This window comes from Dorea sp. ICN-14282, assembly GCF_037890115.1.
Taxonomy (GTDB): Bacteria; Bacillota; Clostridia; order Lachnospirales; family Lachnospiraceae; genus Dorea_B; species Dorea_B phocaeensis.
Genome location: NZ_JBBKBH010000001.1, coordinates 324113 through 338496, shown reverse-complemented (window position 1 = coordinate 338496; position 14384 = coordinate 324113). Strand labels below are relative to the sequence as shown.

The following is a 14384-nucleotide window of genomic DNA, read 5'->3' as shown; positions in this document are numbered from 1 at the left end:
GAAATCTGAGTTTTAATTCTTACTGATATCAGTTTCAATTAAGCACGCTCTACTCTGCCTGACTTCAGACAAGAAGTACATACATACATCTTCTTTGTAGCTCCGCCTTCTGTTTTAACACGAACTGATTTTACATTTGATTTCCACATTTTTGGTGTTTTTCTATGAGAGTGGCTTACATTGTTTCCAAAGTGAGCTCCCTTTTCACAAATAGCACATTTTGCCATGATTGCACCTCCTAACCTACCTATATAGTCTCTTCTCCAGACTCACAACAATAGTATTTTATCAGATATGGGCTGTAATTGCAAGTGTTATTTTACTATTTTGCTTGTTTTGTCCATTTTTATATTGCTGTCTCTTCTTTTCCTCCTAACAGCAGAACAAATTGTAACCTGCAAGGATACACAGAATAATACACAGCACTTCCACAAATGTATTCGGCAGGATCAACGCCAGAACCATTCCAACCGCCACCCAGAAAAGCGCAAATCCAACGACCCGCTTCATACACTCACCTCTGCTTGCATTTTCTATCAATCTATGCACAGATGCCGATATTTATTCTTTAACAGAAAAAGATTGAAATTAATCGCCTTTATTTCTCTGCTTCATCCAGGATATCCATCACATCCTCTTCTGTCACTTTTCCCTCTTTTCTCTCCTGAAAACGATCCATGACATCCGGAATCAAATCCAGAATCTTGGTCATGGTATCCTGATTTCGAATGTTGACCAGTTTGGTATGTCCGTTCTGAATCACTAGCACTGCACTTGGAGTCATCTTTCCGCCAATACCGCCTGCTCCCTTTTCCCTATTTTCACCATTGAATGATCCGGCTCCCACCGCAAAGGATACATCCACCAACGGAAGGATAATGGTATCTCCAATATGAATCGCATCTCCTACCACCGTTTTACTGGACACTACTCCATTCATCCCATGAAACAGCGCTTCCACCGTTCCTTTAAAATTACTTTCAGCCATACTTTTTCTCCTCCTGCCTGCTACCATTTAAAATTTTTGATCTGCCGATACGCCAAGCGCACTTCCTTTGCCAAAACCAGTTTCAGCAAAAGACCCACAAACGGCGAAACTCGGATTCTTCCTTTGATATAGCAACTTCCTTCCAGAATCTGGTTTTCAAAATCCGGTTCGATCTCCACTGCCTCTCCATAAAACGGATACAGTATTCCAAGAACCGCCAACACCTTCCCTGTATTGTAAGGATCCGAAAATCCATAGTGAATCTTTGCACTTAATTTCTTAGGCCGGATCTTTTTTAACAGTGTAACAATTCCTTTTTTCACCTTCGCAAAGGCTTTTCTCTGAGTCGGATCCGTCAGAAATTCCGTGACTTTTTCTTTTCTATCCAATAATATTTTTATTTTATCACAGATCTTCTGAAATGTACATTTGATCTTATCGATCAGACTTTCTTTTTCTTTCTTTTCTGCATTGCTTTTTGAAGTGCTTTTACGTTCTTCGCCGCTTTTCTCCACTTTCTTCCGGTCAATCTTTGCACTTTCTTCCACTGTCTGCGTTTCTGCTTCTCGAACTTTTTCCACAGCTTTTTCTTCCATCTGCAAAGCTTCTTCCAGAGCTTCTTTTTGCGTTTCACAAGCTTTTTCAACTGTTTTCCATCCAGTGTCTTCATCCTGCTTTGCCTCCCTTTGTTCCCGTTTTTCATTCTCCAATTCCAGTTCCGCTTTCAGTTCTGCTTCTGGTTCTGCTTCTGCTTCCGACTCTGAAGCTCCCATCATTGTCTTCCATGCAACCCGAAGCTTCCATTTGATGCGTCCATCCTTCGCCGCCAGTCGGAAACTGACCAGATGCAAAAGCCAGCTTGCCCGCACCTGCGCCTGAAGATTCTTCATCGTCTTTTCACAGACCACTTTTCCTTCATAGCGGACAGGGACGAAGAGGATAATTCCGATCAGCAATACCAGTATCCCCAGTATTCCTACAATTATCATTCCAATTATTTTTAAAATCAGTAATAGAATATGCAGCATTCCTACTCTTCCTGTTCTTTCTCTAATATAAGGGACCGTACATCTGCCCCGCCTGTCTTTCGATACACTTCTTCTACAATGGCTTCTACCAATTTCACTGCCGCGTCATAACCTCTGGCAATTCCCACCACCAGATAGTCTTCCGTGGGATAAGCCGGCTGCAAAAACTGCACGGTATTATAAATCTCCAGTTGATTCTTTTCCCCTTCCGGCAGTGTAACTACAAACAAATCCCACTGCAGACGGTTCTCATTCAGCCTCCTGATAATTGTTTCTTTCTTCTTTTCCAGTCCTTCTGACCAGAAAAGTCTTCGACAGTACCTCATAGTATAACCCCTTTTCAGGAATATTTTCTAGTAATAATAAGTATCAAACACCTGCTTTGCCACATTAACAGCCTTGGCCGTTCCATCAGAAGACTCAATAATCACACTGATGACAAGTTCCGGATTTTCCACATTAGACATTCCTACAAACCAGGAATGGTCTTTCTCTTTATCAGAACTATACTCCGCAGTTCCTGTCTTTCCTGCCGCCGTATAAGACTGACCGGAAAGAACGGATCCCGTTCCATAATCCACCACACTTTGCATATAAGATTTCAACGCCGAAGCCTCCTGAGCCGTCATAAGCTCTCCGTATTTGGATGGTTTATTCTTACTCATCTCTGCGCCTTTATAGTTCGTCACTGAATCCACGAGATACGGCTTCATCAACGTTCCGCCATTGGCAACAGCTGCCGTAATCAGGGCCATATGGTAAGGACTTACCTGCGTCTGCCCCTGTCCCATTGCCGTCATCATTCTTGCCGCACTTCCATCCTGCGCTGACAGAGTAAAACTACTCTTCGCCGCCGGAAGTACGCAAGGGAGCTTCTTTCCAAACAACAGCTCTTTCGATGTCGCCTGAAATGCAGACGGATCCAAGCTCAAACCAATATTGGAAAAAGATGTATTACAGGAATAGGCAAAGCTTCCCTGCAAATCCAAAGGACCATGTACATTTCCGCCGTAACAGTGAATAGCTGTGCCTTCCTGTTCAATGACACCCGTGCAATTGTAGCTGTAAGAATTATAATCACTGTGTTCTCTCATATATTCCAGCGCCGTCACAATTTTAAAGGTAGAACCCGGTGCATAGAGCCCTTGCGTAGCCCGATTTAAAAGCACACTGTTCTCATCTGTACTAAGGGCTTCCCAGTTCTGCTTTACCGTATTTGGATCATAATCTGGCTTCGATACCATAGCAAGAATTTTTCCTGTGCTTGGCTCCAAAACTACAACCGCACCCTTATAGGCTCCCAGGGCATCATATGCCGCCTCCTGAAGCGTCGCATCCAACGTCGTCACCACGGTATCTCCCTGATTCTTCTGATCCTGAAATTCATTCTTTAGCTTCTCCAGGAAGAATGCATTAGACGTCAGAAGTTCATAGTTTTCTTCCGCTTCTAATCCGGCTTTTCCCTGCACACTGTAACCAACTACATGCGCGAAGATATTCCCATATGGATATTCTCTCGTCTCTGTTCCATCAGGAGCCACATTTGTCTGCGCCAGTACATTGCCGTTCTTATCTACAATCTTTCCTCTCACAACCCGGTCTGCGTAAGAGTCCTGCCTGGCGTTATAAGGGCTTCTGATAATATCCCGGCTCTTTACCACCTGGAAATATGCAATATATCCCATCATTCCAAGGAAAAGCGCCACAAAAATATAAGTAACCCTAGCGAACTCTTTGTTCCGGGCGCGCTTTGCCTTTTCCCGCTTCTTGTCTCTTTTGACCGCTTCTCTTCGCTCTTTCCGGGACATTTCCCGTTTTTCCTGGTCTCTGCGGATACGCTTGTCTGCTTCTCTTTGCTCGTAACCGCTCCTTCTTCTTTCTTTCAATATCCTCTTCCTCGTCTTCTCTTAATATATATAACCCTTGAATAATTGCAAACATAATCAGCGTGCTCAGAAGGGAGCTTCCTCCGTAGCTTACCAGCGGAAGCGTCACCCCCGTGGAAGGAATAAACTTCGTCACTCCGCCAATTGTCAGAAACACCTGGAAAATATAGCAGGTTCCAAGTCCAAGTGCCACCATCTTATAGAACATGTTATGAAGCTGCATTGCAATATTTAAGAACATAATATAACAGCTAACGCAGATAAGAATCATACATAATGCAAAGATCAATCCCATTTCTTCTGAGATAGCAGAAAAAATGAAATCTTCATCCGCTACCGGTATGGTATCCGGCTCTCCCTGAAACAGTCCCATTCCAAACCATCCGCCAGTACCAATCGCAAACAGGGATTGCGCCACCTGATATCCTCCATTGTCATACGTCGCAAAGGGATCTCTCCACACATTCACACGGGTACGCACGTGTCCAAACAGATAGTACGCTGCAACGGAAGCCACACTTCCTGCCCCCAGCCCAGCCAACAGATAAAGCGGCTGATGGGTGGCCACATACAACATTGTAAGATACACCACAAAAATAATCAGCGCCGCCCCCAAATCCTTGGACGCAACCAGAATCAAAACATGAAACGCTGCAACGGCTGTAGTAATCACAATATTCTTAAATTCCATGGAATACTTAAAACTCGCCGCCACAAAAAATACAAAAACAATCTTCACCAGCTCTGACGGTTGAATACTGATTCCTCCAATGGTAAATCCCAGCTTGGCACCGTAGGATACCTGCCCTAATACAGCAACAACCCCTAGCGACACAATTCCTGCAATGCCATAGAATTTACGCCACTCAGGAAGTTTTTTAAATTTTCTGATAATGACCGGAACCACCAGACTTAGGGCAACTGTTCCTGCCGCAATCACATACTGCTTCACCGCTTTTTCATAATTCAGCCTGGTCAGCATAATCAATCCGATCGAAAGCAGCATACACATATTGTTGACAACCAGCCTTGAGACCTTCGGATAAATCAATGTATACAGAAGAATGATCGCTCCCAACAACACCACCTGCATCAGATAGAATGCAAACATTTTAATATCTTCCGTCTCCAGATACATCACCACAAACGCGATCATATGAATCGTAAACATCAATACATTCTGCTTCCTCAGCATCCGTTTCTTTTTATCCGGATCATAATATCCGAAAATGTTAAAACACAGATATGTATACATTGTGATGAAAATAATCATCAGATATTTTGATAATTCTACAATAATATTAACCAATTTTCCACCTACTTTACTCCCCGTTTAAAATGTCCCCTGGTAAACTCAGATACGAACGGTTGCGTTTTTTCACCAGAAAGAAGGGCATGGATGCAGGAAGCTGTTATTTTCTGAAGTTCCTTTCCTGTCTCCACCGTCATATCCAGACGAAGCTCTGCAGGCGCTAACGCCCGAATCTCTTCCTGTTTATCTGCCAGGTAGAGAGGATTCAAATTATAAATCACATTATAGCAGTATTTGCAGCACTTTTGAACCCGAAATTCTTTCTGATATCTGTCAAATATCGACAATCCCCCTTCCTGTCTCCTGCAGGTTCCAGTCGTTTTCTCTATACAGTTTGCTGTAATCATTACCGGCTGGTAACCATAAACAGGCAGTGCTGCCTCCGTAATTCCAAGCCGCAGCAGCTCTCTGTCATTAAGTTCCGCAGGCGCTGTAATCCTGCTGATTCCATTTTCTTTAAAAAATGCTTTCCCATATTGATTCCACACATACAAATTCTGATCAGAACGTATCTCTCCTTCATATCCCTTTTCCCACAGCCAGGACAGGCTTTCCCAGTTTCGAATCAACATTCCGTCATAGTGTGTAAGTGCTTCGCTATATTCCTGCTCTAAGAAAGAAATCCCCTCCTTGCGCAGGATATAAGGAAGTGCAAGAAAGAATCTCTTCTCGCTCCCGGCATGACTTTGAAGCAGACGATACGCTTTCATTCCAAGTCCCACTGTACTGTCCACATAGATAGCTGAAATCTCCGGAATTAAAAGAGCCTGCTCCAGCTGTTCCTGCGTGTGAACCAACATCGTAATTTCCGGATCCTTCCCTTTCGATTCCGGGATTGTCTCCTTCTTGGGCTGTACTTTCACTTCCCTCCGATAGGTTTTTAATAAACCTTCACTGAGGAGAGAAAGCCCCTCCCGACGCAATTCATTCAGCGCCTGCATTGGAAGAAATACCTCCCCTTCCAACACAATCTCCAGCTGATCAAACAGAAAATCTGTATTTCCTGTCTTTCGCATCTGTTTTTCTATCCGCTCTTTTGAAAGCGGCTGGCTCTGAGCCTTCTGAACTATCTCCCCGGTACACAGAATTTGCGTTTCCTTGGCGCTCACCACCAGTTTAGCACTCTGCCCGACAGAAAGTATTAATTTGCCATTAATTTTTTCTTGTATTTTTTCATCCAACCAGCTGTTTCCCTGATCTTTTTCCCGATCTTTTGCCGGCTGCGGACGCTGAAAGGATATCATATTCTTTCCGTTGTGCTGTCGATAATACCCTTCACTATATCCCCTTCTTTGATAAGCCTCCTGCAGTTTCTGAAGATCACTTTGCGTAACCCGGAACTTCTCTCTTCCATTTGCAAGATACGCGTCCGCATACTTCCGATACATCTGAGTCACCACAAACACATATTCCGGCTGTTTCATCCGACCTTCGATTTTAAAGGAGTCGATTCCTGCATCAATCAAATCCGGAATCATCTCAATTGTGCACAAATCTTTCAAGCTCATAAGATCCTTCGGCTTCTGCCCCTTCACTTGCCACGGAAGACGGCATGGCTGAGCACACTGTCCTCGGTTGCCGCTTCTTCCTCCAATCATGCTGCTCATTAAACACTGGCCAGAATAACAGTAGCAGAGAGCTCCATGTACAAAACACTCTACCTCCAGACCCGTTTCCTGCTTGATCTGTCTAACCTCCGCAAGAGACAGTTCCCTGGCCGGAACAACACGAGTAATCCCCTGGGCTTTCCAAAATGCCGCTCCCCTGCTTCCGGTAATGGTCATCTGAGTACTTGCATGGATCTGAAGATCCGGAAAATAACGGCGGATATAAGCTGCCACACCTGCATCCTGTACGATCACCGCATCCAATCCTCTTTTATAGTATGGAAGAAGATAACTGTACAGTCCATCCATCTCTGAATCTTTCAGCAAGGTATTCACCGTCAGATAAATCCGCCTCCCATGGATATGCACATAATCAATTGCGTCTAACAATTCTTCTTCTGACAGATTTTTTGCATACGCTCTTGCGCCAAATTGTATGCCGCCGATATAAACGGCATCAGCCCCTGCAAGAATCGCCGCTTTTAAACTTTCTATCGATCCGGCAGGCGCCAATATTTCAACTTCTCGTTTCATCATATTCCTTTTCCTATCCCTATTTATCTAGCAGGGATTTGTCTGTTCCCCGCACCTTATCTCTTTGAAGAAAAATAGGCTGTCCTCGGACAGCCTATTTTTTATGATTATTCTTTATCTCTGTTTCAAGCTGTACGATCTTCATCTGAAGCTCCTTGTTCTCCTCTTTCAGCTTGTCCATCGCTTTTTCTGCATTCTCAAGCTTAATCTGTACAGAGATCAATTCATGTTTCAGATCGTACATCTCCTTGTCCTTGGCTTCGATATCACTCTCCAGCGTACTTCCCTGCTTTTTCGCCTTAAAGTAATCATCTGCAATATTCAATGCCAGCAGGATACTTCTTGTCTCCGCACTCTGCTTCCGGTATCCATCGCTGTTCCCACATTCGTCAATCTTATGATTCAGATAAGTAGATACCTTCTGCAGATACTCTTCACTCTCGAATCCGCTAAGCGTAAATACTTTTCCCCCAATTAATACTTCTGTATAATTTTTTGATGATGCCATAAAAAGCCTCCTCGAACTTTCCTAATACTCTGATAACTATTATAAACTAATCCGCTGCAAATTGCCACAAATTTATTCATTTTCGCATGAAATTCCAAGATGACGATATGCATGATCTGTTACAACCCTTCCTCTTGGTGTTCTCTGAATAAATCCATTTTTCAGAAGATAAGGCTCATATACGTCCTCTATGGTTCCTGCATCCTCGCCAAGTGATGCCGCCAGCGTATCGAGTCCTACCGGCCCTCCCTGGAACTTTTCGATCATAATCAGAAGTAAATCCCGATCCGTCTGATCTAACCCTTCCTTATCCACATCCAGCAAATCCAGCGCATAGTTAGCCACTTCCTCTGTAATATGTCCTTCGTATTTTACCTGCGCAAAATCCCGAACTCTCTTTAAGAGGCGGTTAGCCAGACGCGGCGTTCCTCTTGACCGTCTGGCAAGAGCGTAAGCGCCTCTTTCATCAATTCCAACCTCCAGCACATGTGCTGATCGTATAATAATCGTCTTTAATTCTTCCACAGTATAGTATTCCATCCGGTTTACCACACCGAAGCGATCCCGCAGAGGAGCCGTCAGCATTCCCGCTCTGGTGGTAGCACCAACAAGGGTAAATTTCGGCAAATCCAGACGAATCGACCTAGCACTTGCCCCTTTTCCAATCATAATATCAATTGCATAATCTTCCATCGCCGGATAAAGTACCTCTTCCACCTGCCTGTTCAGCCGATGAATCTCATCCACAAAGAGAACGTCTCCCTCCTGAAGATTGTTCAAAATCGCCGCCATCTCCCCCGGCTTTTCAATTGCCGGTCCAGAGGTAATCTTCAAATTCACATTCATCTCATTGGCAATAATTCCCGCCAGTGTTGTCTTCCCTAACCCCGGAGGACCATAGAACAGCACATGATCCAGAGCCTCTCCTCTGGCTTTCGCTGCTTCAATATATATTTTCAACGTCTCCTTTGCCTTCTCTTGTCCGATATAATCTTCCAAAAGCTGAGGACGAAGATGGTTCTCTATCTTAATATCTTCTTCCAAATTCTCCGTCGTGATAATTCTTCTGCTCATGCTCTGCTCCCTACATCATGTATTTCAGCGCCTGTTTCAGCACCGTTTCCACATCGGTATCTGCCTGCATCTCTACCTGTTTCACAGCTCTTAAAGCCTCTGTACTGCCATAACCAAGAGCCACCAACGCCTGTACCGCTTCACTTTGCACCTCTCCTTGTCCACCGGAAGAGACCCCCGATGTAGGTGCTTCTTCCAGATGATCCAGTACATCCTCTAGATGAAGCTTGTCCTTTAATTCCAAAATCAACTTTTCTGCTGTCTTCTTTCCGATTCCCGGCGCCGCACAGATTGCCTTGACATCATTGGACAGAACCGCAAATCGAAGATCATCAGGCGACAGGACAGACAAAACCCCAAGTCCTCCTTTCGGACCAATTCCATTTACTCCAATCAACAATTTGAATACCCGCAAGTCATCGCGGGTAAAAAAGCCATATAACTTCATGGCATCTTCCTTTACACTTAAGTATGTGTGTAGTTTAACCTCACTTCCTGCTGGCGGAAGCATTCCCATGGCAGAACCCGCCATGTAAATTCCATATCCCACTCCGCCTACATCTACAATCACCTTGTCCTCTTCGCAGTCCACAAGGGTTCCTCTGATATACGATATCATAACTCCTCCTACAATTGAATATCTTTTAGTCTCCTAATCATCCCGTTTGCCACCAGACCAATCACCAGACCTGTTGCCACTCCGGCAACAAGAAGAACCGGCACATAATAAGCCACGCTGAACGTCTCAACGACCAGCATGGCAACAATTAACTGACCGATATTGTGGCAGACACCTCCAGCCACACTGACTCCCATCACGCTGAAGCCGTCATTTTTTTTCAAACACGCCATAGCTGTCAGGCTCAAAAGCCCCCCTGCCAAACTGTATATAATACTAAAATAATTTCCAAATATAAATCCGGATAAAACCACTCTGACTACTGAAAGTAGATAGGCTTCCGAAAGACGCATTTTATAAAGTGCGATCACAATAATCAAATTGGCAAGCCCCAGCTTCACACCTGGGATTCCGAATGAAATCGGAATCAGCGTCTCTACATAACTGAAGATCAGAGCCAATGCTGTGAATACGCCAAAATATGCTACTCTGCTTTTCACTGCTCTTCCTCCCTTGCCGTCCCGTTAATTACTGATCCCGTCCAGCTTTCCTGACTCTGCGCTTTCCACTTCCACTACAACCTTATGCGGCAGACAAATAATGCTCTCATGGTTTTTTGAAATGGCTTTCTGGTGCACACAGAGCTGATCCGGACAATCCGCTTCCTCCATATCTGCTTTTCCATCTTTGATTATGAGGATGTTCGTTCCTCCATTGATCGAAATTTCCTGATCCTTAGACAACGTATAGGTACCTTCTAGCACACCGTCCACCTTCACGCTAATAACACCGGCGCCCTCGCCCCCAATCAGCTCGTGAAACAGAAATGCAGCGCCTGCCACAACCACAATAATTCCTATCAGAAGCCAGTCTTTCTTTTTGAATCGAAATTTCTTTGTATGATTTTCACCCATGGTTTTTACCTCTTTCATTCATTCTGTTCTATTTTAACACAAGAAATCTATGCCATCAACCATATGTCAGTTTGCAGATCCGACTTTTCATGGTATAATAATTGCATTATATGCAATTCAAGCCGATATATCGGCTTGCTGTCACGCCCGTGACAGATTATACCCTGCAATCCAATTTTACAGATCAAAGAGGTGTCTTATGAAATCAAAACGACTGATTGTTTTGCTGGCATCTGCCGCGCTCCTTTTAAGCGGATGTTCCAGCTTATCGAAAAAGAAAGAACTGACTTATACTGATACCCTGTTCGATACCGTCATCAGTGTACAGATTCTAGATCCTGCAGAAGAAAGCATCCTTAACGGCTGCAAAAAACTGTGCCAGAAATACGACCTGATGTTCTCTTCTTATAATGAAGAAAGCGAAATTTCTAAAATCAATTCTGCCGGCGGCGCACCCGTAGAAGTGTCCCCTGAAACGGCAGCGCTGATCAAAAAGGGAATCTATTATAGCGAGCTTTCCGGCGGTGCCTTTGACATCACCATTGGCCCCGTATCCAAATTATGGGACTTCAAATCCGGTGAGCACATCATACCGGATGCTGGTGCGATCGCCGAAGCTCTATCTCATGTAAATTATGAAAACATTATGATCTCCGACAATGTGGTCACTCTTGCCGATCCGGCAGCTGCCATCGATCTTGGCGCACTGGCCAAGGGATACGTTGCTGACCGCATCCGCGATTACCTGGAGAAGCAGGGAGTCAAACACGCTTTCATCAATTTAGGAGGAAATATTCTGGCCATGGGAACCAAACCAGACGGTTCTGATTATAACGTTGGAATTCAGGCTCCTTTTAAAGACACTGGAGAACCGATTACTTCCGTGAAGGTTGCCGACAAATCTGTCGTAACTTCCGGTACATACCAGCGCTACTTCGAAGTAGACGGGAATCTGTATCACCACATTTTGGATCCAAGAACCGGTTATCCATGCGAAAATACGCTGACCAGCGTTACCATCATTACAAATTCCTCTTTGACGGCCGATGCTTTCAGCACTACCTGCTTTCTGTTGGGCTACGACGAAAGCATGAAAATGATCAGCCAGATGGAAAACGTGGATGCTGTCTTCATTACAAATGACAATAAGATTCACTACTCCGCTAATTTTCAACAGAAATAAATCAAAAAGCAGACGGCTCATTTTGTCGCAAGGTCTTCCCAAGTGGATGACTCTAAACAAAATAAACCCTCTGCTTTTTATTTTTATACCTTCTGATACGAATCTTTATCTCTCTATACAGCCCTTCCTTTTCGGAAAACTCATAAATATTCCCGAATTCTTGACAGCAGATTTCCCGGATAATAACTCATAGGCGGCTCTCCCGGATAATAGCGAAACATCCGCCACACGTAGAACGCTACCATAAGAAGCATACCTGCCACCAAAAGCTGCAGCATCCATTTTCTGCTCTCTCTAAGGAACACATACCGATTGATTCCGAACAAAAGCACGAAGAATATTACCGCATAGATAAATGGATGGATTTTCCATGCCCCTGCAAAATCAAAATGCAAAAGACATATTCCCGCTCTGGTAAGTCCACATCCCGGACACGGCATTCCCGTAATCAGAACCCATGGACACCCACCGTGAAAAAACGTTCTTAAAACGACAAAATAGGCGATTATACCCATAATCACCCATTTTATCTCTTTGACGTCACTCCACAGCAGACGCAGTCCATCCCGCACAACCTGCCTGAAAGTTCGTCTTTTCATGCTATGTCCTCTCTTATAAGATAATCTTCTTCGGACACTTCTCTGCACATTTTCCACAGTTCGTGCATTTTTCCGGATCAATGTGGGCGATATTGTCGATGACTTTCACTGCATCAAATTCACATACCTTCTCACACATCTTACATCCGATACATCCTACGGAACATGCCTTCATAACATCCTTACCTTTATCTCTGGAACTGCACTGTACCAGATGTTTCTGATCATATGGCACCAATTCAATCAAGTTCTTCGGACATACGGCAATACATTTTCCACATGCCTTACACTCATCCTTATCCACCACTGCAACTCCATCTACGATATGGATCGCATCAAATGGACAGGCTTTCACACAGCTTCCTTCTCCAAGGCAGCCATAATTACATGCTTTTGGCCCTCCGTCCTGCATCATATTCACCATTACGCAGTCGTTTAAGCCATGATATTCATATTCCTGCTTTGCTTTGTCACAAGTTCCTGCACATTTTACAAAAGCAACCCGATGAACCTGTGTTCCTGCTTCGATTCCCATAATCTTGCCAACCTTCTCCGCAACCGGAGCACCGCCGACCGGACATCCGCCTACTTCAGCTTCTCCTTTTACGATGGCTGCTGCAAGACCGGAACAACCTGCATATCCACATCCTCCACAGTTATTTCCAGGAAGGACTTCCAGGATAGCCTCTTCTCTTTCATCTACTTCTACTGCAAACTTTTTTCCCGCAATTCCAAGGAACACACCAATGAATAATCCGGTGCCGCCTACGATTGCAGCAGCAATAATAATTCCTGTAATACTCATAGTCTGTTTCCTCCTAAATCAGTCCAGAGAATCCAAAGAACGCAATAGACATCAGTGCTGCTGTAATCAGCACGATCGGTGTTCCCTGGAAGGACTCTGAAATATCATTGTATTCAATCTTCTCACGGATTCCTGCCATAATCACGATGGCGATAGCAAATCCAACAGAAGTTCCGATACCATTGATCACACCTGTCAGAATACCGTAATCCTTCTGTACGTTGGTTAAGGCAACACCCAGAACCGCACAGTTAGTAGTAATCAGCGGAAGATATACTCCTAACGCATCATACAGAGACGGCATTGATTTCTTCAGGAACATTTCCACAAACTGTACCAGCGCCGCAATCACAAGGATGAATACGATCGTCTGCAGATAGGAAATATCCAATGGAACCAATATAAACTTATAGATCAATCCTGTAAAGAATGATGCAATTGTGATAACGAAGATAACGGCTCCACCCATACCGGAAGCTGTCTCAACCTTTTTTGATACTCCGAGGAACGGACAAATTCCCAGGAACTGGCTGAGTACAACGTTATTTACAATTGCAGACCCAATTGCAATAATCAATAATTCTTTCATCTATGTACTCCTCCTATTCTTCATTTCCCGTTGGGAATACTTTGCCGCTGCATCCTCCGCAGGAACCGCAGCCTTCTCCGCATCCGGAAGTCTCTGTAACCTTCTTGCCCTTCTTTGCCGCATTTTTCTTAATCTTATTCTGTAATGCTACCAAGCCTGCCAGTACAAGGAATGCACCAGGAGCAAGAATAAAAATGGTTACCGGAACGTATCCTGCTTTTCCCGCCGCCTCATCTGCAAGTGGAAGCAGCTGATATCCGAAGATCTGACCGGCACCGATCACTTCACGCACGATACCGATACATGTTAAACCAACTGTAAATCCAAGCCCCATACCAATTCCATCAAAGATAGACGGAAGCACCGGATTCTTAGATGCGTAACTCTCAGCACGTCCAAGGATAATACAGTTTACTACGATCAGCGGTATGTAAAGCCCCAATGCATCATAAAGACTTGGAACAAATCCTTCCAGCAGGAACTGTACAATTGTTACAAAGGATGCTACGACTACAATGAATGCCGGCATTCTGACAGAATCCGGAATAACCTTACGCAGCATGGAAATCAACATGTTAGACAGTACAAGTACGACCGTCGTAGAAAGACCCATACCCACACCGTTGATTGCGGATGTTGTTACCGCAAGGGTCGGACACATACCCAACATCAAAACGAAGGTAGGATTTTCTTTGACCAGACCGTTATATACTCTTTCGGTACATCTATTCATCTTTC

General features: G+C 44.3%; 18 protein-coding genes. 1 reads left to right on the top strand and 17 read right to left on the bottom strand.

All coding sequences use genetic code 11. From position 1 onward, the window contains the following. Positions 1-38 precede the first annotated feature (38 nt). The 13 genes from rpmB to WKT00_RS01565 form a co-directional block, all read right to left on the bottom strand. Positions 39-227 (bottom strand): 50S ribosomal protein L28, encoded by a 189-nt coding sequence (rpmB, locus tag WKT00_RS01625; RefSeq protein ID WP_101694463.1) that lies wholly within the window; start codon positions 225-227, stop codon positions 39-41. 145 nt (positions 228-372) lie between these two features. Further along, positions 373-510 (bottom strand): hypothetical protein, encoded by a 138-nt coding sequence (locus WKT00_RS01620; protein ID WP_173814194.1) that lies wholly within the window; start codon positions 508-510, stop codon positions 373-375. Positions 511-598: 88 nt separating this feature from the next. Then, positions 599-988 (bottom strand): GerW family sporulation protein, encoded by a 390-nt coding sequence (locus WKT00_RS01615; RefSeq protein ID WP_101694464.1) that lies wholly within the window; start codon positions 986-988, stop codon positions 599-601. A 20-nt stretch (positions 989-1008) separates the two neighbouring features. After that, positions 1009-2016, bottom strand: a complete 1008-nt coding sequence (locus tag WKT00_RS01610) for a DUF2953 domain-containing protein (RefSeq protein ID WP_340260527.1) — start codon at positions 2014-2016, stop codon at positions 1009-1011. Between the two features lie 2 nt (positions 2017-2018). Further along, entirely contained in the window at positions 2019-2342 is a 324-nt protein-coding gene (locus WKT00_RS01605) for a hypothetical protein (protein ID WP_340260525.1), read from the bottom strand. A 27-nt stretch (positions 2343-2369) separates the two neighbouring features. After that, complete coding sequence (locus WKT00_RS01600; RefSeq protein WP_173814313.1) at positions 2370-3701, bottom strand: peptidoglycan D,D-transpeptidase FtsI family protein; 1332 nt, start codon at positions 3699-3701, stop codon at positions 2370-2372. Between the two features lie 37 nt (positions 3702-3738). Then, the gene (locus WKT00_RS01595) at positions 3739-5211 is read right to left on the bottom strand and encodes an FtsW/RodA/SpoVE family cell cycle protein (RefSeq protein WP_173814191.1); all 1473 of its coding nucleotides are present in this window, start codon (positions 5209-5211) and stop codon (positions 3739-3741) included. An 8-nt stretch (positions 5212-5219) separates the two neighbouring features. Beyond that, the gene (locus WKT00_RS01590) at positions 5220-7358 is read right to left on the bottom strand and encodes a peptidase U32 family protein (protein WP_244094091.1); all 2139 of its coding nucleotides are present in this window, start codon (positions 7356-7358) and stop codon (positions 5220-5222) included. 91 nt (positions 7359-7449) lie between these two features. After that, positions 7450-7863 (bottom strand): cell division protein ZapA, encoded by a 414-nt coding sequence (gene zapA, locus WKT00_RS01585; protein WP_101694468.1) that lies wholly within the window; start codon positions 7861-7863, stop codon positions 7450-7452. A 72-nt stretch (positions 7864-7935) separates the two neighbouring features. Continuing rightward, the gene (gene ruvB, locus WKT00_RS01580; RefSeq protein ID WP_101694469.1) at positions 7936-8937 is read right to left on the bottom strand and encodes a Holliday junction branch migration DNA helicase RuvB; all 1002 of its coding nucleotides are present in this window, start codon (positions 8935-8937) and stop codon (positions 7936-7938) included. Positions 8938-8947: 10 nt separating this feature from the next. Beyond that, positions 8948-9556, bottom strand: coding sequence for a Holliday junction branch migration protein RuvA (ruvA, locus tag WKT00_RS01575; RefSeq protein WP_101694470.1), 609 nt, complete (start codon positions 9554-9556; stop codon positions 8948-8950). A gap of 8 nt (positions 9557-9564) precedes the next feature. Further along, positions 9565-10056, bottom strand: a complete 492-nt coding sequence (locus tag WKT00_RS01570; RefSeq protein WP_101694471.1) for a Gx transporter family protein — start codon at positions 10054-10056, stop codon at positions 9565-9567. Between the two features lie 24 nt (positions 10057-10080). Then, a complete protein-coding gene (locus WKT00_RS01565; protein ID WP_101694472.1) occupies positions 10081-10470 on the bottom strand; it encodes a NusG domain II-containing protein in 390 nt (129 codons plus the stop codon). A gap of 199 nt (positions 10471-10669) precedes the next feature. Between WKT00_RS01565 and WKT00_RS01560 the strand changes: the two genes are divergently transcribed. Next, positions 10670-11653: an FAD:protein FMN transferase gene (locus tag WKT00_RS01560; RefSeq protein WP_101694473.1), complete on the top strand. Its 984-nt coding sequence runs from the start codon at positions 10670-10672 to the stop codon at positions 11651-11653. Between the two features lie 140 nt (positions 11654-11793). On the opposite strand, the gene WKT00_RS01555 is transcribed toward WKT00_RS01560, so the two are convergent. The 4 genes from WKT00_RS01555 to rsxE are packed head-to-tail and all read right to left on the bottom strand — an operon-like array spanning position 11794 to position 14379. Continuing rightward, on the bottom strand, positions 11794-12252 hold the full coding sequence (locus tag WKT00_RS01555) for a DUF2752 domain-containing protein (protein ID WP_101694474.1): 459 nt from the start codon (positions 12250-12252) through the stop codon (positions 11794-11796). 13 nt (positions 12253-12265) lie between these two features. Then, positions 12266-13057, bottom strand: a complete 792-nt coding sequence (locus WKT00_RS01550) for an RnfABCDGE type electron transport complex subunit B (RefSeq protein WP_340260515.1) — start codon at positions 13055-13057, stop codon at positions 12266-12268. 13 nt (positions 13058-13070) lie between these two features. Beyond that, a complete protein-coding gene (gene rsxA, locus WKT00_RS01545) occupies positions 13071-13646 on the bottom strand; it encodes an electron transport complex subunit RsxA (RefSeq protein WP_101694476.1) in 576 nt (191 codons plus the stop codon). A gap of 13 nt (positions 13647-13659) precedes the next feature. After that, entirely contained in the window at positions 13660-14379 is a 720-nt protein-coding gene (gene rsxE / locus WKT00_RS01540) for an electron transport complex subunit RsxE (protein WP_101694477.1), read from the bottom strand. Positions 14380-14384 lie beyond the last annotated feature (5 nt).